This window comes from Haloarcula sp. H-GB5 (assembly GCF_054850705.1).
The window spans coordinates 1,017,068-1,035,973 of record NZ_JBTWBG010000002.1 but is presented as its reverse complement, the minus strand read 5'-3'; the positions used below and the strand labels follow the sequence as shown (position 1 = coordinate 1,035,973).

The 18,906-nt window shown below is 62.8% G+C and carries 16 protein-coding genes and 1 tRNA gene; 9 read left to right on the top strand and 8 right to left on the bottom strand.

Translation table 11 applies throughout. From position 1 onward, the window contains the following. Positions 1 to 14: 14 nt before the first annotated feature. Both sppA and ACYJ11_RS13235 read right to left on the bottom strand, forming a co-directional pair. Positions 15 to 1,010: a signal peptide peptidase SppA gene (gene sppA, locus ACYJ11_RS13240; RefSeq protein ID WP_461648116.1), complete on the bottom strand. Its 996-nt coding sequence runs from the start codon at positions 1,008 to 1,010 to the stop codon at positions 15 to 17. Then, complete coding sequence (locus ACYJ11_RS13235; protein ID WP_461648115.1) at positions 1,010 to 1,783, bottom strand: proteasome assembly chaperone family protein; 774 nt, start codon at positions 1,781 to 1,783, stop codon at positions 1,010 to 1,012. Before ACYJ11_RS13235 ends, sppA begins: the two co-directional genes overlap by 1 nt. A gap of 51 nt (positions 1,784 to 1,834) precedes the next feature. Here ACYJ11_RS13235 and ACYJ11_RS13230 point away from each other — a divergent pair, with 51 nt between their 5' ends. Together ACYJ11_RS13230 and ACYJ11_RS13225 are read left to right on the top strand one after the other, a co-directional pair. Then, entirely contained in the window at positions 1,835 to 2,746 is a 912-nt protein-coding gene (locus tag ACYJ11_RS13230) for an RsmB/NOP family class I SAM-dependent RNA methyltransferase (RefSeq protein ID WP_461648114.1), read from the top strand. Then, the gene (locus tag ACYJ11_RS13225; protein WP_461648113.1) at positions 2,743 to 3,243 is read left to right on the top strand and encodes a DUF7122 family protein; all 501 of its coding nucleotides are present in this window, start codon (positions 2,743 to 2,745) and stop codon (positions 3,241 to 3,243) included. The genes ACYJ11_RS13230 and ACYJ11_RS13225 overlap by 4 nt, the downstream gene beginning before the upstream one ends. A gap of 34 nt (positions 3,244 to 3,277) precedes the next feature. On the opposite strand, the gene ACYJ11_RS13220 is transcribed toward ACYJ11_RS13225, so the two are convergent. Further along, on the bottom strand, positions 3,278 to 5,086 hold the full coding sequence (locus tag ACYJ11_RS13220) for an ABC transporter ATP-binding protein (RefSeq protein WP_461648112.1): 1,809 nt from the start codon (positions 5,084 to 5,086) through the stop codon (positions 3,278 to 3,280). Positions 5,087 to 5,233: 147 nt separating this feature from the next. Between ACYJ11_RS13220 and ACYJ11_RS13215 the strand changes: the two genes are divergently transcribed. The 4 genes from ACYJ11_RS13215 (at position 5,234) to ACYJ11_RS13200 (ending at position 8,504) form a co-directional block, all read left to right on the top strand. Further along, positions 5,234 to 5,530, top strand: coding sequence for a PqqD family protein (locus ACYJ11_RS13215; protein WP_461648111.1), 297 nt, complete (start codon positions 5,234 to 5,236; stop codon positions 5,528 to 5,530). Beyond that, a complete protein-coding gene (locus ACYJ11_RS13210; RefSeq protein WP_461648110.1) occupies positions 5,505 to 5,948 on the top strand; it encodes a lasso peptide biosynthesis B2 protein in 444 nt (147 codons plus the stop codon). The genes ACYJ11_RS13215 and ACYJ11_RS13210 overlap by 26 nt, the downstream gene beginning before the upstream one ends. Before the next feature lie 424 nt (positions 5,949 to 6,372). Continuing rightward, complete coding sequence (locus ACYJ11_RS13205) at positions 6,373 to 7,287, top strand: hypothetical protein (RefSeq protein WP_461648109.1); 915 nt, start codon at positions 6,373 to 6,375, stop codon at positions 7,285 to 7,287. Next, positions 7,281 to 8,504: a nucleotidyltransferase domain-containing protein gene (locus tag ACYJ11_RS13200; RefSeq protein WP_461648108.1), complete on the top strand. Its 1,224-nt coding sequence runs from the start codon at positions 7,281 to 7,283 to the stop codon at positions 8,502 to 8,504. The genes ACYJ11_RS13205 and ACYJ11_RS13200 overlap by 7 nt, the downstream gene beginning before the upstream one ends. A gap of 77 nt (positions 8,505 to 8,581) precedes the next feature. On the opposite strand, the gene ACYJ11_RS13195 is transcribed toward ACYJ11_RS13200, so the two are convergent. Both ACYJ11_RS13195 and ACYJ11_RS13190 read right to left on the bottom strand, forming a co-directional pair. Then, positions 8,582 to 10,150 (bottom strand): DUF790 family protein, encoded by a 1,569-nt coding sequence (locus ACYJ11_RS13195; protein ID WP_461648107.1) that lies wholly within the window; start codon positions 10,148 to 10,150, stop codon positions 8,582 to 8,584. Positions 10,151 to 10,239: 89 nt separating this feature from the next. Then, positions 10,240 to 11,574: a DEAD/DEAH box helicase family protein gene (locus tag ACYJ11_RS13190; RefSeq protein ID WP_461648106.1), complete on the bottom strand. Its 1,335-nt coding sequence runs from the start codon at positions 11,572 to 11,574 to the stop codon at positions 10,240 to 10,242. A 151-nt stretch (positions 11,575 to 11,725) separates the two neighbouring features. Between ACYJ11_RS13190 and ACYJ11_RS13185 the strand changes: the two genes are divergently transcribed. From ACYJ11_RS13185 to ACYJ11_RS13175, 3 genes are all read left to right on the top strand, one after another. Beyond that, positions 11,726 to 12,811 (top strand): right-handed parallel beta-helix repeat-containing protein, encoded by a 1,086-nt coding sequence (locus ACYJ11_RS13185; protein WP_461648105.1) that lies wholly within the window; start codon positions 11,726 to 11,728, stop codon positions 12,809 to 12,811. A 99-nt stretch (positions 12,812 to 12,910) separates the two neighbouring features. After that, positions 12,911 to 12,981 (top strand) — tRNA-Pro (locus tag ACYJ11_RS13180). 143 nt (positions 12,982 to 13,124) lie between these two features. Continuing rightward, the gene (locus tag ACYJ11_RS13175; RefSeq protein WP_005534800.1) at positions 13,125 to 14,375 is read left to right on the top strand and encodes a mandelate racemase/muconate lactonizing enzyme family protein; all 1,251 of its coding nucleotides are present in this window, start codon (positions 13,125 to 13,127) and stop codon (positions 14,373 to 14,375) included. 81 nt (positions 14,376 to 14,456) lie between these two features. Here ACYJ11_RS13175 and ACYJ11_RS13170 read toward each other — a convergent pair whose 3' ends face one another. The 3 genes from ACYJ11_RS13170 to ACYJ11_RS13160 are packed head-to-tail and all read right to left on the bottom strand — an operon-like array spanning position 14,457 to position 18,888. After that, positions 14,457 to 16,328, bottom strand: coding sequence for a PAS domain-containing sensor histidine kinase (locus tag ACYJ11_RS13170; protein WP_461648104.1), 1,872 nt, complete (start codon positions 16,326 to 16,328; stop codon positions 14,457 to 14,459). A gap of 54 nt (positions 16,329 to 16,382) precedes the next feature. Further along, entirely contained in the window at positions 16,383 to 18,041 is a 1,659-nt protein-coding gene (locus ACYJ11_RS13165) for an AMP-binding protein (protein WP_461648442.1), read from the bottom strand. Then, on the bottom strand, positions 18,034 to 18,888 hold the full coding sequence (locus ACYJ11_RS13160; protein ID WP_461648103.1) for an alpha/beta fold hydrolase: 855 nt from the start codon (positions 18,886 to 18,888) through the stop codon (positions 18,034 to 18,036). The genes ACYJ11_RS13165 and ACYJ11_RS13160 overlap by 8 nt, the downstream gene beginning before the upstream one ends. Between the last annotated feature and the right edge of the window lie 18 nt (positions 18,889 to 18,906).

The following is an 18,906-nucleotide window of genomic DNA, read 5'->3' as shown; positions in this document are numbered from 1 at the left end:
AAAAACCTCCCGAGCTATCGCCGGAAGGAGAGGCCCTCGATATCCCCGTCGGCGACGCCGGCGATGCCCGCGCCCAGCGCGAAGGCGACCTGCTGTGCGCCCCCACGGAGCTTGCCCGTCAATCCGCGCTCGGGCTCGTATTCCTTGATCGTCACATCCTCGCCCAGCCGTTGCTCCAAGCTCGCCTCGACATCGTCTCGCGTGCCGAGTCGGTCGACGAGCCCGCGTTCTTCCGCCTCATCGCCGAGGAAGATGCGCGCTTCGGTGTCTTTGAGCGTCTCGGCGTCCATCTCGCGGCCTTCGGCCACAGTGTCGATGAACTGGTCGTAGTAGTCGTCGACGATGCCCTGCAGGTACTCGCGCTCGTCTTCGGACATTTCCTTCAGCGGGACGCCGGCGTCTTTGTACTCACCGGCGGTGAACTGCTCGTAGGAGAGGCCCAGGCGGTCGGCCAGTTCCTTGGCGTTGACCCGCGAGCCGACGACGCCGATGGACCCGACGATTGAGCCATCCCGCGCCCACAGCTCGTCGCAGCCGGCGGCGATGTCGTAGCCGCCGCTGGCACAGACATCCGTCGCGTAGGCGATGGTCGGCCCGTCGAACTGCTCGGCGGCGATACGGATGTCCTCGCTGGGGACGATTTCCCCGCCCGGCGTGTTCAGCTTCAGGAGCAGTGCCTCTGAACCTCGGTCGGAATCAGCGCGTTCGATCTGTTCGACGATGTCATCGGCGGAGGCACCGACCGGCGGACTGGTGATGCCACCACCGCCGTCACGGCTGATCGGCCCTTCGACGGCGACCTCCGCGACGTTGTGTGCTGGGAGGAGGGAGCCGGCGATGTTACTGCCGATACGGGCAGTGGCGACGGCGACAGCGACGACCAGCAGGACGCCGAGCAACTGGGCAAGGTTGTCAGGTGTCCTGACAAACAGCACCCACCCCAGGATCGTCCCGATACCGACGATAGCTATGACCAGTAACCCGCGAACGATGTCGTCTGCGCCCGCCATTACTGATACATCCCGAGCGGCCGTGCGCTCGTGCTCTCCTCTTGATTCTCCTGCAGTTGCTGTGCGAGCTGTGCCTTGGCGCGCCCGATTTCCTCGGCCTGCTCGACCAGCGCCTCGGTGTCGATCTCGAAGTCAGTTAGTGGACTGATGCCTGTCTGGAGCAGTGCCCGCGCCGCTTCCGGGTCGGGGAACTGCTGGTCGGCTTCGACGATAAGTCCGACGCTCGTCAGCCCAGTTCGCTGTGATTCGTGGACCAGCGCGCCGGTCGGCCCGGTAATCGCGCCGTTCTCAGAGGGCGGATTTACGTCCGCTCCCTCAAGCATCGCCGCTCCGTCGCCCGTCGAAATGCCGTACACGGCCGGAACCCCGTCTTTCTCGGCAGGGCGGCCGCTGAGATAGATCGGCGTCGCGTCGCTGGACTCGAACCAGCCGACCATACAGCTGGCGAACTCCTTCGCGCCGGATGGGGAAATCGGTGCATCGCTCTGGAGGACGAGCAGGTCGCGATCCTCATCCGCGTACAGCCGGACCGGTGGGCGAACCTCCGGGTCGTCCGTCCCGTACACGGCGATTTCTGGCAATCCCTCGCAGTGTGCCGACGCATAGTACTCCATGCCGTAGACATCGACGAGGTGGTCAGCGGCTATCTTGCCGACGAGGCCGACGCCCGGGAGCCCCTCGACCAGTGTCGGGGAGTCGAGGGAGATGTCGTCGCGGTGGACCTGTATGTGTGCCATACTTGTGGTATCGACCGCCGGCGGCTTGAAAGCCATGGGCCGGTGCCGTTCGAAACCCACAAACCGACCGCCAGCGAACGCCGGACAATGGAACCACTCGACCGCTACCGACCCATCATCGACGACTTCGAGGCGTTCATCGACGCGTGTGAACGCCCGCTGCCGTCGGCTGTCAGGGTCAACACGATCAAAGCCACCGTCGAGCGGGTCCGGACGGCGCTCGCGGATGCAGACATCGCCTACGACCCCGTCGACTGGCACGACGGTCTGTTCGTCCTGCCCGAAGATTCACCGGGCGCGAACTGGCCGTACTTCCACGGCTGGATTCACGGGCAAGAGGAAGTGTCCGTGATTCCGGCGACCGTGCTGGACCCCGAGCCCGGTGAGCGAGTCTGGGACGCCTGTGCGGCACCGGGGAGCAAGACGACCCAGCTCGCCGCGCTGATGGGGGATACCGGCGAAGTCGTCGCAACCGACAACAATCTCGGACGTATCTCGGCGCTACGGACCAACACTGAGCGGCTGGGGGCGACGACGGTGGCCGTTACCCACGAGGACGGCCGCAACCACTCGCTCAAGCCCTTCGGCGGCGAGGGATACGACCGGGCGCTCGTCGACGTCCCCTGTTCCTGTGAGGGGACGATTCGCAAGAACCCGGATACGCTGGAGGACTGGTCGCTCTCGCACGTCGAAGGCATCTCCGGCGTGCAGAAGGGTATCCTCAAACGAGCTGTCGAGGTGACCGAGCCCGGCGGAACCGTTGTTTACTCTACCTGCACGTTCGCCCCGGAGGAAAACGAGGCCGTGCTGGACTACGTGCTCGACGAAGTTGCCTGTGAAATCGTGGACTACGACCTCCCGCTCGATCACGCCTCGGGGATCACCGAGTGGCAGGACGAGCGCTTCGACCCGAGCGTGACCAACGCCAAGCGCATCTACCCGCATCACAACGATACGGGCGGGTTCTTCTGTGCGAAACTGGAGGTGCCTGCAGAATGAGCGACCAGAGCACTGAGTTCACGCGACTCCCAGAGACGGACGAAGCGCGCGACGACCCTGTGCGAGCGACCCGACAGGAAGTGCTCGACTTCTGGGCTGAACGCTTTGGCGTCCCGCCGGAGACCTTCGAGGGGTACACCTTCTGGGAGCGCGGTGCTGGCAAACTGTGGCTGTATCAGGGCAGCCCGCCGTCGCCAGTCGACATCGAAGGACTGGGAATGACGTTCCTGCGGACACGTCAGGAACACTGGAAGCCGACGCTGGAAGCCGTCCAGCGGTTCGGCGAGCACGCCAGCCAGAACGTCATCCACCTCGATGCGGACGCTGCCCGGGCGTTCGTGGCCGGCGAGGATCAGGAACTCGACTGGGACGGTGACTGGGGGTATCTCGTCGTCACTCACGACCTTGCTGGTGAGGCCGAACCGGTGGGCGTCGGCCTGTACGTCTACGGCGAACTCAGATCACAGGTCCCGAAGGGCCGGCGGCGAGAGGTCTGACAGAGGGCGGTACGACCACTTGGACGAGAACGGCTCAGCCGCTGGAAGACTTCGCGGCTGCCGTTCCTTGCATCGCGTACAACTCCGCGTACGTCCCGTCGTCGTCGAGCAGTTCGGCGTGGCTCCCCCGTTCCGTTACCCGCCCATCCTCGACGGTGTATATTCGGTCGGCGTTGGAGACGGTCGAGAGTCGGTGGGCGATTGCGATCACGGTCTTGTCTCCGTCAAGCGTCTCGACGGTTCGATGGATTTGCCGTTCCAGATTCGAGTCGAGGTCGCTGGTGGCCTCATCGAGCACGAGTATCTCTGCGTCCGTCAGCAGCGCTCGCGCCAGTGCGACGCGCTGGCGCTGCCCGCCAGACAGTTTCACGCCGTCGTCGCCCAGTACCGTGTCGAGCCCCTGCGGGAGGTCATCGAGAAATTCGAGAACGAGGGCCTTCTCGGCGACTTCGTAGAGCGTCTCGTCGGAGATATCCCGTCCGGCAGTGAGGTTGTACCGTAACGTGTCGTTGAAGATATGTGGGTCCTGTCGGACCATCGCAACGGCGTCACGCCATTCGTCGAGGGCATAGGTCGAAATCGGCGTCCCGTTCGCTAGGATGTCACCGCTATCCGCCGCATAGAGCCGAGTGAGCAGCGAGACGACTGTCGACTTGCCGCTGCCGGACTCGCCGACGATACCGATGAACTCGCCTCGCTCGACAGTCATCGAGAAGTCTGCAAGCACTGGCTCGTCTTCGTAGGCAAACGAGACGTTCTCGAACGCGATCTGCCGGATTCGGTTCGGGACCGACTGCCCGCCAGCCGGCTCCTGCTGGGCTTCGAGGCGGTCGATGAACTGGTGCGTTCGAACCAGATGTGGTAGCTCTCCCTCGATAGCGTAGACGGTGGAGTTGAGCGAGCTCAGTCGGGGCGCGAGTCGGAGCATCGCGAACAGGAACACGCCGAGTTCCGGGATAGACAGCGCCCGGAAACGGAGTGCAACGTAGACGAGCCCGAATAGGAGTAGCGAGACCGAGAGTCGATAGAAGCTGCCGATTGCGACCTCATTCCGACGAACAGCGATGCTGGTCGAAGTGTATCGGTCGAGCGTGGCCCGGAACTCGGCAAGCAGCCCGTCGCGCATGCCGAACAGCTTCACGTCACGGATACCCTGCGTCCCCGCCTGTGTTGTCTCCTGTAGCTGTTCGTTTGCCGTCGCCACACGGTCGCCGACGGCGTACCCGGGCTCGATGCCGTATCTGATGATCGCTGTGACACCGCCGAGAGCGACAGCAGAACCGACTGCCAGCATCGGTGCGATAGCCAGCGCGATTCCGATATACACCAGACAGAGGATTGCCTGCTGGAAGAACTGGATAATCCGGCCGATGACACGCCCGGCGTAGCGGGTCTGTGTCAGAATCGTGTTCATGATGTCGTCGGACCCCTTATTGTCGTAGTAGGAAACTGATGCGCCCATTGCCAGTTCGTAGGCCCGGTCTTTGAGGTCACGTTCGTACGTCTGTGTGAGCTTCGCCGCGAGCCATTTCACGGTAAACGACGCCGTGTACCGGACGACCATCACGCACGCGAGGCCGGCCAGCAGGAATTCGAGTGTGAGCGGCAGTCCTGCAGCGGCGTACGCGGAAAGAAGTTGGCCGGTGACGCCGTCCGGCTGAAACGGGAGGCCCTGGCCGGCCTGTGCGGCGTCGAGTATCGGAAACAGGAACGAGAGGCCGACGCCTTCCAGCAGCATCACGAAGAGGCTGGCGGCGACGATACTCCCCGTCAGCGCCGGCCGATACAGCGCCACGCGGCGCAACGATGCGTATTTTTCACTGACCGAGGGAGTGGCAGCCATTGTTCGGGATGCGGTTTCTATGAGGCATAGTTACCGGCTTACTACGGCCGGGTCGTTCAGGAGCGAAGGGCACGTCTACCGCAGTTAGAGCTGCGGCGGGGATGAAAAGAGGCCATAACAAATAGTGCGAGTAGCGCGGATATCCGTATGGTCGCAATAGATTCCGGATCGACTGTCGTCGCAACTGATAACTGTGTCACCACGACTATCGACGGGGAAATCGTGTTGCTCAACAACGAGACGGGGCGGTATCAAGGCCTGTCGGGAGTCGGCCCGGATATCTGGGAGCGAATTCAGGAACCGACTGAGCCAGCGGACATCGTCTCGGCGCTGGTCGGCGAGTACGAGGTCGACAGAAACCGAGCGGCAAATGACGTGGAACGCTTTCTGGAAACGCTTGCCGGGGAGCAACTCATCAATGTCGATGCGAGCCCGACTCCGTGAGTGCAGAGCGTTGCCTCGGGGACAGAAGCTCTTGCTCTGTGAAGCAGTGGTACTGATCGCTGCGAGCAAGGTACTGCTTGCAGTCGCTGGGCTGGAGGACGCGGAGCGATATTTCGGTACGGCCGCTCAGTTTCTCCCCTGCCATCGACAGTCTGCGTCACCGGAGTCTGTCCGCTGGGCGGTTCTGACAGCAGGATCGTGTCTACCGGGCACCTACGATTGTCTCGACAGAGCACTCACTGGTAGTACACTGCTGGTCGCCAACGACCTGCCGCATCGTCTCCGCTTCGGCGTGGATCCGCAGTCCGATACGTTCGAGGCACACGCTTGGATCGAATCGAACGGCGATGTCCTTATCGGAGATATCGACGACTTCGGGCGTTTCCGAACACTCACCGAACGCGAAGTACGTGGCTAACGAATAGTAAACACTCTATTCTGCAGTAATTCAATAGTAATAGATACTATAACAAACACACCGACATCTGAAAGCAGGGACGGGGGTAACCCATGAAGGAATACGAAACGCCGTCGGTCGAAACGTACGGAACTGTCGAGGAAAAAACGAACTGGTGGGACCACGACGACGGATACGGGAAGTGGAGCTAACGTCCACAGCCGGCTCACATATCTAACAGCCTTCTCTTTTATTGGTACTCGACACTGGCGACGTTCAGTGTATTCACCGCGACGGTTCTATCGATATGTGCTGGGAGTAAAGAGCCCATTCTTATCCACCACAGCAGTCAAGCGGTCTGCTATGAACCAGGGGTGCCGTAGATGGGGTGTGTTTCAACATAGATGGAATCGGTGGACAACCACGCAGGGAGGAAACTAGCCGGATGGCGACGACAAACGCAGCCACGTACGAAGCCTTTGGCCTGACGGTCCGCTCGGCTTTCGACGTACCGGAGCTTCCGCCCGCTGAGACAGCGCCCGACGGGCGAGTTGATGTCACCATCACCGAGGAACGGATTCCCCGCCCACTGTCGGCTGCGTCCGGGACGACTTTTCACGCAGTAACCGAGCGCGAATACTACCTTCTATACGACGCCGCAACGGTCAGAATTTGCGACGGCACGTCCATCGCTGTGGACCCGGCCGCGGGCGTGCCCAGCGAAGTGCTCCGTCATGTATTGGTCGGCCCGGCGTTGAACCACCTGCTGGATCAACGGGGCTACTTCGTGCTGCACGCCAGTACTATCAGCATCGACGGGCGTGCAGTGGCGTTCGTCGGGGAGTCGGGGGTCGGAAAAACGACAACTGCGATGGCCTGCCTGCTCGACGGACACCGTGTCCTCAGCGACGACGTGGCTGCGATAGCGCTGGACGATGAAGGACCGATTGTCCGGAGCGGCTACCCATCGATGAAACTCGATCCGGAGGCAGTTGAGGCGTTCGACCCCCCGGTCGAACCACCGGAACAGGTCCACGACGGGCGCCCTCGACACTTCTACGGGCTCAGGCACGACCAGCCCGCGACTCCGGTACCGTTAGAGCGCATCTACCTCCTCGAAGACGGCGAGACAATCGAAGTAGAATCAGTCAGGCCGAACGAGCAGATCATGGCGCTCGTGAATAACACGTACACGCTGGGCGCGCTGGAAGCCGACGGTCAGGCCGTGTCTAACTTCGACGCCTGCGGGGAGATCGTCGACAAGACAAATATAAGACGGCTTCGCCGGCCACGAGGTCTCGATACGATTCGGGATGTCGCAGCCAGGATTCAGTCTGATCTCAAGAGCGATTCATGCTGACGGAGGCTGAACCCGAACTTCAGGAGGTGCTCAACTGTACTCGGACCGCAATTGTCACCGACGCTTCCCCCGAGCCTCTCCCGCTGGATGACACGCCCGACTGGGACCGCGTCGTTGAACTCGCCCGGTATCACGGCGTCGTGCAACTCCTCTATGAGGGGCTGGAGATGATGGCACGCGAGAGCGGTGATGAGTTCACCGTGCCAGCGGACGTGTTGACACGACTTAGCAGCATCGTACAGGGAAAACGGATGCGAAATCTCGCGTTCACGGCCGAGCTACAGGAGATACTAGAGCGCTTCGAGACACGCGGTGTACGCGTAATGCCGTTCAAGGGACCGGTGCTGTCTGCCGTTGCGTACGACGACGCAACAGCGCGTGAGTACAATGACCTGGATCTGCTTGTCCATCCGGAAGATATCCCCGTTGCCGCGGATATTCTGGAAGAGCGAGGATACGAGTGGCGCGGGGGCACGCCGCGGTTGGACGACGCCGCACTGTTGGGCGGTCCTGTGACGAAAGCAATCGTTCACGAGTACGAGATGCGAGGGCCGGAGTTCGACGTTGAGCTTCGCTGGCGGGTTGGCGACGCCGAGCGGCCGTTCTCAACACCCTTCGATGAACTCTGGGACCGCCGCGACGCAGTGGCGGTCGGCGGCCAACCACTCCCGGCGCTTGCACAGTCAGACCGGCTGCTCGTGTTGGCGTTTCACGGAACCAAGCACCGCTGGTATCTCCTGAAGTGGCTCTGTGACTTCGTTGCGGCGCTGGAGTCCGCAGATGCCGACTGGTCACACGTCCTTGCCCGGGCACGAGAAACTGGCGTTGAGCGGAATCTACTGCTTGGGGCTGCGCTCGTCCGTGCCGTCTTCGGGTATGCCCTCCCAGCGCCGATACTGGACTGCCTTCGCACGGACGGTCGCATCGCTGAATTAGCTGACGCCGTCGTCGAGTCGCTGGCTGCCGGGACGACAGAGGCGCCCACGCAGTTCGAAGCCGCCCGGTTTTATCTGGCTGCCAGCGATTCGATAACTGCGCTGGTGCCATTCCTGCTGTTGCACTCGTCGCTTCACCCAACGTACTCGGAATACCAGTTTTGCCCGCTCCCCGGTCCGCTGCATCCGCTGTACTACGTCATCTGGCCGCTCCGACTCTTCCTCGAAACGCCACAGTGGCGGCGACAGCCTTCCGAGGAGCAACTTGACGAACCGGCCTGAACGCCGGTTACTCCCTTCATTGCGGTGGGTATCCGCTGTACTTGGGAGCGGATTCCCCGTCGTTTCTCACAGCCCGCTCACTCCCGTGGCTGGATTGTCCCCTCACCCAGTCCTTCCCAAGCAACGCGATAGCCGAGGCGTGCGAGTGCAGCGCTGTCGTCCTTGATACCGTAGTCGGCAAGCTGGTCGGTCGCCGTCTCGTAGGCCATTCCGGGCTGGATTGCCTCGGCCAGTTCATCAAGCACAGCGGGGTCTACGAGCGTGCGGCCGACGCGCTCGTGAGCTGGAAAGGCCACGTCTGCCAGCGCATCCTCGCTGACACCGTACTCCACAGCGAGGTCAGCGAGCGAGATTACTTTGGCATCTGGCCGCAGTTCGTCGGGGATCTCCGCAACGCTCTCACGCACGAGTCGCTCCTCGTAGGGTCGCAGAGCGTCCCGCACGTCTTTCACGCTGACCGTGCCGGAGTACGGAATTGCCCGGTTGTCCGTCGCTTCGATCTCCTCGCCGACGCCGAGCGATTCGTCGACGGCGACCAGCATCTCGATGTCATCTAGCGCATCGAGGCGGGCGAGTTTCTTTTCGACGTACTCCGGCGTCCAGAACCCCATAATCTCGAAGAAGACGCGGAAGGGGTCGTCATGGCCGGGTTCATCCGAATCTTCCACACCACGCCCAGTATCACGAACACCGGTGTCAGCGCCGGGCCGCCACTCGAAGGCGAAGTCCGGAATGACGACGTGTTCGCCCGCGGCAAGGGGTTCCGGTTCGCGTATCAGGTCCCAGTCGAGGTCCAGCGCGGCGAACCGACCGGCGAAGTCGGCTTCGACGCCGCTGTCGTAGCTTACCTCCGTTACGGGCTCGACACCAGGCACGGAGACATCCGCGTCCGAGAGCGTGAGTTGCCGCTCGGTGCCCCGGTCGTCGATAGTCGCCGCCAGCTCCCACTCGCTCGCGGTCGCGACCGTCCGCAGGAGACGAGCGAAGCGGGTCCCGTACCGGCGTGTGTTCGAGAACAGCGCGTCCGGTCCTGTAACGACGACTTCTCGACCGGCCTCAGTCCGGCGGATCTCGTACATCAGCCGGAGACGTTTGACGGCAGAAATGAGCGCTTTCGGCTCGGAGGAGCGGACTCGTACTCCCGTCGCGTCGAACAGCGCTGTCTGTGCCAGCGAGAGATTGTACTGGGTCCGCAGTTCGGCCGGTCCCCAGCGCGAGTCGACATCGGTGAGGATCTGCCGCGAGTCCCGGTCGGCGTACAGCGCGTCGGCCAGCGTCGCGGCGTCCGTGCCGAAGTGATCGGCTGCCTCGGTGAGTGTTTGCTGGCGCTCGGCTTCGCTCACGACCCCGATGTCCGCAGCGGCTTCGAACACCCGACGACGGGCGCGAACGGGGTCGACCGGAGCTTGCGTCTCGAAGGTAGCCTCCCGTTCGACGAGTTTCGCCAGCCCGCGGACCAGCTTGAAATCGTCGGCTTCACGCTCTATATCCGCGAGTGCTGCCTCCAGCGTCTCGCGGGATTCGCCGACGTGGCCCTGGTAGATGCCGAGCACGCGGGCCGCAAGTCGCTCGGCGTCGGTGTCGGCGAACTGCAGGTGATAGCCGCCGCCTGCCCGAGACACCCGCAGGAGGTCTTTCGTCAGCACACGCGTGTTTCTGCGACGGAGCGACAAAAAACAGGGAGTCAGGCAATCCCATCGGCAGGCTCAGGGACCGCCTCGATGCGCATCGCCCACTATCTGCGGCGCCTAGCGACCTGCTCTTCCGCAGTCTCCTCGGTCACGAGTTCGTACAGCAGTGCCCGCCCGCCGTCGGCTTTCGGCCGTAGAATCCGGCCGAGTCGCTGGGTAAACTCCCGCTCTGAGCCACTGCCCGAGAGGACGACGGCGACGTTCGCGTCTGGCACGTCAACACCCTCATCGAGGACGTTCGCCGTCACGACCCGGGAATACGTTCCGTCACGGAACCGCTCTAAGATCTCTCGGCGCTCGCTCGCGCCAGTCTCGTGCGTTATCGCCGGAATGAGAAATCGCTCTGAGAGGCGGTACACGAGGTCGGTGTGGGCAGTGAAGACGATGATCCGGTCCTCGCGGTGGCGGTCCAGAATCGTCGCCAGCCGGTCGACCTTCCGCTGGGCGTTCATCATCACCTCGCGGGCGCGCTGTTTCGCCAGTAACGCCTCGCGAGCCGCCGGATCGTTGCCAGACCGCTTCACGAGTTCCTGATAATCGCTGCCCGACCGGAGCTGGATGTTGGACTGCTTGAGATAGTCGGTGAACGTCCCCTGATACTCCTCGTAACGGTCCCGTTCGTCCGGCGTAAGTGAAACTTCGAGTCGCTTGATATCGTAGTCCGCGAGGTGTTCTCCCGCTAAGTCGTCAATGCTGACTCGCTGGACGAGCGAGCCGACGAGGTCCTCGATGGCCTCGTGGGCTCCGTCCGGCCGCTCGAACGTCGCTGTCAGTCCGAGTCGAGCCGGCGCAGCGAGTAGCCGAGCGATGTCCCGATACCCCTCCCCGCCAAGGTGGTGAACCTCGTCGAAGACGACGAACCCGAACCGGTCACCGAGTTCATCGGCCCGCAAATATGCCGAGTCATACGTCGACACTGTGATATCCTCGACGTGCTGTTCGCCCCCGCCCATACGGCCGACGGAATGGTCGAACTCCTGCTGTAGCTCGCCTTGCCACTGCTCCAGCAGATCGATGGTCGGGACGACGACCAGCGTCGGTGTCCCCAGCGCCACCATCGCCGCGATGCCGATAACGGTCTTGCCGCTCCCCGTCGGTAATTCGAGACAGCCTCTGTCATCGGCCCCTCGCCAAGCGTCCAGTGCCGCCTGCTGGTACTCCCGGAGATCGTACGCCGTCGAGAGCGACAGCGAGGGGAACGCACCGATGTGGTCCTCATATGCAGCCCCACGCTCATCGAGTTCGGCAATCAGTTCAGCGTACCGGTAGGCCGGCGCTCGCCCTGTCTGTGACCGCTGGTCGTACTTGACGCCGGGCAGGTCCGACGGGGGGTCTCCCGTTACGCGGATGGTCCCCGACTCGTACGTCAACTCCAGCACACCCAGTGGTTCGCTGGTCCGGCCGATAACGCTTTCGCGCGCCGCGCTGCCGAGTATGTCGCTGGTATTTCCAGCTTTACCGCAGCGGCCTGTCGCCGACGGGTGAAAGAACACTACGGTTTACATCTATTCGGACCCTACTATTCCAAATATGAGCGACACGCGTACGAGACTACCTGCCCTCCTGTTGTCGATCATGCTGACACTGGCTGTCGTGCCAGCCGGCGCGGCTGGAGCCCAGACAGGACAGGAGACGCTGACCGTCGATAAATCCGGGAGTGCTGATTATCGGTCGATACAGGCCGCCGTGAATGCCGCCGACAGCGGTGACACTGTCGAAGTCCAGCCGGGTACCTACTACGAAGAGGTCAGTGTCAACGAGAGCATCACTCTCGTCGCACCCGACCGGGCAATACTGGACGGGTCGCGGTTCGTCAATGGGACCGGCGTCACGGTGGCCGGCACCGCCGAACCGAACGTCACTGGGTTCACCGTACGAAACTACCGCTTTGGCGTCGCCGCTAACGGAACCAGCGGTGATTGGACGGTCAGTGACACGACTGTTATCGCTGCTGACGTCGGCGTTTACGCACCAAACACGACCGGGAACTGGACTATCGAGGACGCCGCCGTCGCCAGCACGACCTACAGCGGCGTGTTCGCCCGTGGCACCAGCGGCGACTGGACGATTCGCGACACCCGCTTTGTTGAAGTCGGCGGTGACGGCGCCGACGTCCGTGAGTCCTCCGGCGACTGGACGATCACAGCGGTCGTCGTCGACCGGTCCGGTGCGGACGGCGTCGACGCCTCTGGGACAACTGGTGACTGGTCGGTCCAGAACACGGAGGTCCGCCGAAGCGATACAGGCGTCAAAGCTATCAACAGCGATGGTGACTGGACGGTGACCGACCTGACGGCCAGCCGAAGCGACATCGGTCTCGTAACCGCCTTTTCCGGCGGCGCGTGGACACTCGAAGATTCCACTCTCGACACTCGCGATATCGGGGTCTTCACCGCACGAACGACCGGTGCGTGGACCATCCAGAACACGACCATCGAGAGTCGGCAGCAAGGAATCCACGCCATCAAGACCAACGCGTCGTGGACTGTCTCTGAATCGACTATCTCTGTGACTGCTGAAAAGAATGCCATCGGTATCGACGCTCGGTCCGCGGCTGAGGGCTGGTCGCTTGAGAACGTCACTATCGACAGTCCCGATATCAAAGTCGCCGACTGACACGCGCCCGTTGAACCCCCTCGCTGTCACTGGTTTCATCCTATTGGGCCGTCGAGAAAACGAAGCCCTTAATTAAACCACCCTCCTCTCACGAAGTGCGGGACCGTGGGGTAGCGGTATCCTCGGCGCATGGGGTGCGTCGGACCTGAGTTCGAATCTCGGCGGTCCCACTTCAACTTATACGGAACAGGTAGGTTCGAATATCTCGGTAGCGATTACGAACCGAAGGCGGGCGGCAGTGACCGCGTAGCGTCGTCACAGAGTGAAACCGATTTCCTCTACACTTTTGTAACGCCGATAGCAAGCGAGGGGTATGGGAAAGGCAAACGACGTAGACTACGCTGACCTGCACGACCCGAACGCAGAGTACACGATGCGGGAGCTCTCTGCGGAGACAATGGGCGTTACTGCCAAGCGCGGTGGCGGCCGCGACGTGGAGATCACCGACGTTCAGACGACGATGGTCGACGGGAACTTCCCGTGGACGCTCGTTCGAATCTACACCGATGCAGGCATCGTCGGCACGGGCGAGGCCTACTGGGGCGCGGGCGTCCCGGAACTCATCGAACGGATGAAGCCGTTCGTCGTCGGCGAGAACCCACTGGACATCGACCGACTCTACGAGCACCTCATCCAGAAGATGAGTGGTGAAGGGAGCGTCGAGGGTGTCACGGTGACGGCTATCGCTGGCATCGAAGTCGCACTGCACGACCTCGCGGGCAAGATCCTCGAAGTGCCGGCCTACCAGCTTCTCGGTGGGAAGTACCGCGACGAGATGCGCGTGTACTGTGACTGCCACACCGAGGAGGAGGCCGACGCCGACGCCTGTGCCGAGGAGGCCCGCCGCGTCGTCGACGAACTGGGTTACGACGCCCTGAAGTTCGACCTCGACGTGCCGAGCGGCCTCGAAAAGGACCGTGCGAACCGCCACCTCCGCCCGGGCGAGATCCGTCACAAGGCCGAGATCGTCGAGAAGGTCACAGAAGAGGTCAAAGACGAGGCCGACGTGGCATTCGACTGTCACTGGACGTTCTCGGGCAGCTCCGGCAAACGCCTCGCCGATGCCATCGAGGAGTACGACGTCTGGTGGCTCGAAGACCCCGTCCCGCCGGAGAACCTCGAAGTGCAGGAGGAGGTCACCAAGTCCACGACGACGCCGATCACTGTGGGCGAGAACCGCTACCGCGTCACCGAGGAGCGGCGGCTCATCGAGAATCAGGCCGTCGACATGATCGCGCCGGATATGCCGAAAGTCGGTGGGATGCGCGAGACGCGCAAGGTCGCCGACGTGGCGAACCAGTACTACATCCCGGTCGCGATGCATAACGTCTCCTCGCCGGTTGCGACGATGGCGAGTGCCCACGTCGGGGCGTCTGTTCCGAACTCACTGGCCGTCGAGTACCACTCCTACGAACTCGGCTGGTGGGACGATCTGGTCGAGGAGACCGTCATCGAGGACGGCTACATCGAGATTCCGGAAGAACCGGGCCTCGGGCTGACGCTCGATCTCGACGCTGTCGAAGAGCACGTCGTCGAGGGCGATACCGTCTTCGACGAAGCGTAAGGTTCGGCCCCCATCGTTGGTGTTGACTGGGGCGGCACCGGGTGACGTGGTGGTCACCCGATACCACTCACGGCGGCACAGTTACGCCGTCTCGAACTCGACGCCGGTGATCTCGAAGCGAGCACCACCGGCGTCGCTTTCTGCGACTCTTATCGACCAGCCGTGGGTATCGACGATTTGATCGACGATTCGGAGGCCGAACCCGGGCCCCGAAGCCAGCGAATGGCCGCCATCGAACACGTCCCCTCGCTCGTCGGCCGGAATCCCGACGCCGTCGTCCGCGATATAAAACCCGTCGTTCAGTTCACCGACGGTTACCGTCAGGTCGACGGCTGCTTCCTGCGACTGTGAGACCGAGGGTGTCGCACGCTGCTCGCCGGTGTCTTCCTGTCTCTCGATGTGTGGCGTCTGTCCGTGTTCTACGCTGTTGCGGATCAGGTTCTCGAACAGCTGCCGGAGTCGGCTGGGGTCCGCGCGGACTACGGCCGAGGTCTGTAGCTCCAGTGTCGCGTCGCCGGTCTCGACGGTGTGCCAGCACTGCTCGACGACGGTCTGGAGCGGCACCGGCTCGCTGTCGAGTGCGGCCTCGCCGTTCCGGGCCAGCGTCAGGAGGTCCTCGATGAGCTGTCCGATACGGTCGTGGGCTCGCTTGACTGCATCGAGATGCTCGCTGTCGTGCTCCATCTGGGCGAGTTCTAGCTGGCCCCGGGCAACGTCAAGCGGGTTCCGGAGGTCGTGACTGACGACGCTGGCGAACTCGTCGAGGCGCTCGTTTTGTTGTTCAAGAGCCTGTTGATGACTGTCGCGGGTAGAAATCTCCCGTCCGATACCGGCCACGCCGAGCGTCGAGCCGTCAGCAGCTGTTATCCGGCCGCCGGTGAATTCGTACGGGACTGTCGTTCCGTCGGCGGTCAGCAGATCGGCTTCGAACGATGTCTCACCGGTCTCAAAAGCCGACTCGATACTTTGGCGAACGGTCTCACGATCGGATGTGGCGAAGAGGCCTGCCAGAGTCATCGATGCGAGATCAGCATCTTCCTGACCGGTGTCTGCCGCCAGTGCGTCATTCCAGCGAATCAGATCGCCGTTCTCGTCGAGTTCATAGAACAGATCCGGCACTGCATCGACCGGCGTGTCGGGGCTATCCAGTTCCGTAGCGCGTTCGGACTCGCGTCGCTTCCGCTCGGTGATGTCACGCGAGGCCCCGACGATTCTGGTGACTGTGCCATCCTCAACAATGGGTTGCGCCTCGGCCCGCACCCAGCGCTGTTCGCCATCCGGTTTGATGATCCGGAATTCGAGGTCGGCAGCGTCGCCGGCTGAGACGCGTTGCATCGCCTGTATGACCCTCTTCTGGTCCGTGTGGTGGATTGCTGTCATGAACTCCGCGGGGTTCGCCTGCAAGGAATCCACGGAGCGGCCGTAGATCGTTTCGTATGCCGGATTGACGAACTGTATCTCGGACCAGTCCCCGGAGAACACCCACAGCAGTTCGTTCGACTGTTCCGCCAGCTCCGTGAGTCGCCGTCTGGTCTGGCTAGCGATCTCTGTCGACTGGTGATGTTCGACGAGCAACCGAATCCGATTGGCGAGGAGGTGGCTATGGTCGACAGCCGCGTCTCTTCTGAAAACGTCGGTGACCCCGTTCGAGACCGCGTCACTGGCGACGGATTCCGACTCGGTCAGCAACAGTACCGGAACAGTGCTGTCCCGCTCGCGGACCGTGTCAGCGAACGCACGACCGGACCGGTCCGGGAGGTCGTCCGCGACAACGATGCCATCGATAGCGTCGTCTTCGAGATGTTCCAGCGCACTGTCAGCCCGGTCAGTCGTAGTCAGTGTAAACGAATCCGGTCCCCGTCTGTCCGGGAACTCTGCGGTCTTGTCGAGTAGCGGGGTCTCATCTACCTGCAACACGTGTATTGAGTCCGCAATTGCATACGTGTCAGACATATTGTGTAAATAGAACTGCATCATCCCTCTTGAAGTTACGCCTGCAATGACGGATTACGCCCCAAAGCGGTCCGAGACTGCTCCCCGATCTATTTTGTCCGGGCCGCTTGTCGGCATCGCCTCGACGAACGCGATGTCTCGGGGGTGCTTGTACCGGGCCAGACGGTCATCGAGGAACGTCCGGAGTTCGTCGAGGGTCAACGGCCGACCGTCAGCATCGTCCGAACGAACGCCGGTGGCGGGTTCGATCACGGCCTTCCCGACCTGTCCCCACCTGTCGTCGGGAACCGGAATCACGACGACTTCACCGACCGAGGGATGGTCGGCGATAGCGTCCTCGACCTCCGCGGGATAGACGTTTTCGCCGCCGCTGACGAACATGTGCTTGGTGCGGCCTTCGATGTAGTAGTAGCCGTCCGCGTCGACGCGAGCGAGGTCACCGGTGGACACCCAACCGTCGCCGAACGTCTCGGCAGTGGCCTCGGGATTGTCGAGGTAGCCCGTCGCGGCGTGGGGCGAGCGCAACTGGAGTTCCCCGACGGTGTCAGCATCGACTGTCTTTCGTTGGCTGGTTTGATCGTCTTTCTCGTTCGAACCTTCGGGTTCGACGACTCTGGCGTCGACGTGCATCGCCGGCTTACCGACGGAATCAGCCTTCCCTCGGGGCCAGCCCTCGGGCATCGCGAAGTTGTTCGGGCCGCATTCAGTGAGGCCGTATCCCTGCGAGAGGTCGACACCGCGATCCCACCACGTCTCCATCACGCTCTTGCGGCAGGGGCCACCCCCGGACTTGGCGAAGCGGAGCGACGAGAGGTCCGTCTCCGTCCAGCGGTCGTGCTGGGTCATCATCCGCAGGATGGCCGGGACAGCGACGAGGACGGTCCCGTCCTCCGCGTCGAGGGTCTCAAGCACGTCGCCAGGGTCGAATTCGCGGGCGATGACCACTGTCCCCCCCATGTGCCACAGCGGGACGGTGAGGACGTTCCAGCCACCGGTATGGAACATCGGGAACACCATCGGCGTCACGTCGTCCTCGCGCAGGCCCCAGGCCGTGATCGTGTTCAGGGAGTTCCAGACGATGTTGCGATGCGTGATTTCCGTCTCCTTTGGCGTTCCCGTCGACCCGCCGGTGTGGAGGAGGAGGTGCGTGTCGCCGGGGGCCGGCGTCGCTGTCCCGACGGGCGTGTCGTCCTCGGGGAGGGCCGAAGCGTAGGGCGTGCTGTCGAGCGTGGTAGCCGAGGACGCGCCGTCAGTGGCGGTTTCGAGATAGATGAGTTGGGGGGCCGTCGCGTCTGCTGTCTCTAGAGCCGTCGAGACAGTTTCGGCGAAGGGTGCCTCGACGATGAGGACTTCCGGGGCCACGCGGTCGAGGAGTTCGGCGAGTTCCGGGGGTGCGAGGCGGTGGGACAGTGGGGCCAGTCGACTCCCGATCTTGCCGGTAGCAAAGAACAGGTCGACGACGGCGGGGCGGTTCCGCGAGACGACGGCAACGGTGCCGGCAGTGTCAGAGCCAGCAGCCTCGTCGTCCGCGCCGACACCGTACTGCCTGAGCAGTCGAGCAGTCCGGTTCGCTCGCCGGTCCAGTTCGGCATAGGTGAGCCGTTTGCCGGTCGTCGCGTCGATCAGTCCTTCACGGTCCGGCGTGAGCGCGGCCCGGCGCTCGCTCCAGGCACCGACCCACTCCTGCGGGGCGTCGGGACCTATTTCAGACATCATCGATGAACTCCCGGATCTGTGTGTTGACTCGCTCGTACTCTTCGATGAACAGCAGATGCGGACCGCCGTGGACGGTGACGAAGTCGGCGTTTGGCAAGCCCCGCGCCAGCAGTTTGCCGTTCTCGTAGGGAACCACCTCGTCGGCTGTCCCGTGGATGACCAGAGCCGGAACTGTGATGTCATTGAGGCGATCCGACGCGTCGAACGCCTGGACCGCCGCGCCTTGCCATTCCAGTGCCTGGTCGCTGGCGTCGCTGTCGATGCGCCAGTCGATGATGCGCTCGATGAGGTCCTCGTGGGCGCCCATGAACGAATCCGAGAGCGCTGGCTGCATCTTGTACCGCCGGAGTTCGCGCTCGTCGAGGTCATTGGGGACGGCGAACATCCGCTGCTGTGTCTCCTCGGGGACAGGCTTGGCCTCCGGGCCGCCCGGTGAGGTACACATGAGCGTCAGCGACCTGGCCCGGTCGTACTCCAAGGCGTATTGCTGGGCGATCATCCCGCCCATGCTGGCCCCGACGATGTGGGCCCGCTCGATGCCGACCTCGTCGAGTACGGCCTCCAGATCACTTGCCATCTGACTCATCGTGTACGGCCCCTCCGGTTCGTCGGAGTCCCCGGTGCCGCGGTTGTCCCACACGATGGTCTGGTACTCGTCGACGAGCGTCTCCTGTTGCCACAGCCACATCCAGCGGCCGTAGCCAATCCCCTCGACGAAGATGACGGTCTCGGCGTCGGGCGGCCCCTCGCGCTCGTAGGCGAGCGAGACGCCGTCGTTGGTTGCGTATTGCATACTGACTGATTCTGGTTGGATATCCTTCAAGTAATCCGGTTCCGCAGTCATTGCTCTACTGGCTCCGTG

What these genes read in the sequence shown, in the direction of transcription:
- sppA (WP_461648116.1), bottom strand. Translation starts at nt 1,010, where the DNA reads ATGGCGGGCGCAGACGACATCGTTCGCGGGTTACTGGTCATAGCTATC.
- ACYJ11_RS13235 (WP_461648115.1), bottom strand. Translation starts at nt 1,783, where the DNA reads ATGGCTTTCAAGCCGCCGGCGGTCGATACCACAAGTATGGCACACATA.
- ACYJ11_RS13230 (WP_461648114.1), top strand. Translation starts at nt 1,835, where the DNA reads ATGGAACCACTCGACCGCTACCGACCCATCATCGACGACTTCGAGGCG.
- ACYJ11_RS13225 (WP_461648113.1), top strand. Translation starts at nt 2,743, where the DNA reads ATGAGCGACCAGAGCACTGAGTTCACGCGACTCCCAGAGACGGACGAA.
- ACYJ11_RS13220 (WP_461648112.1), bottom strand. Translation starts at nt 5,086, where the DNA reads ATGGCTGCCACTCCCTCGGTCAGTGAAAAATACGCATCGTTGCGCCGC.
- ACYJ11_RS13215 (WP_461648111.1), top strand. Translation starts at nt 5,234, where the DNA reads ATGGTCGCAATAGATTCCGGATCGACTGTCGTCGCAACTGATAACTGT.
- ACYJ11_RS13210 (WP_461648110.1), top strand. Translation starts at nt 5,505, where the DNA reads ATGTCGATGCGAGCCCGACTCCGTGAGTGCAGAGCGTTGCCTCGGGGA.
- ACYJ11_RS13205 (WP_461648109.1), top strand. Translation starts at nt 6,373, where the DNA reads ATGGCGACGACAAACGCAGCCACGTACGAAGCCTTTGGCCTGACGGTC.
- ACYJ11_RS13200 (WP_461648108.1), top strand. Translation starts at nt 7,281, where the DNA reads ATGCTGACGGAGGCTGAACCCGAACTTCAGGAGGTGCTCAACTGTACT.
- ACYJ11_RS13185 (WP_461648105.1), top strand. Translation starts at nt 11,726, where the DNA reads ATGAGCGACACGCGTACGAGACTACCTGCCCTCCTGTTGTCGATCATG.
- ACYJ11_RS13175 (WP_005534800.1), top strand. Translation starts at nt 13,125, where the DNA reads ATGGGAAAGGCAAACGACGTAGACTACGCTGACCTGCACGACCCGAAC.
- ACYJ11_RS13170 (WP_461648104.1), bottom strand. Translation starts at nt 16,328, where the DNA reads ATGTCTGACACGTATGCAATTGCGGACTCAATACACGTGTTGCAGGTA.
- ACYJ11_RS13165 (WP_461648442.1), bottom strand. Translation starts at nt 18,041, where the DNA reads ATGTCTGAAATAGGTCCCGACGCCCCGCAGGAGTGGGTCGGTGCCTGG.
- ACYJ11_RS13160 (WP_461648103.1), bottom strand. Translation starts at nt 18,888, where the DNA reads ATGACTGCGGAACCGGATTACTTGAAGGATATCCAACCAGAATCAGTC.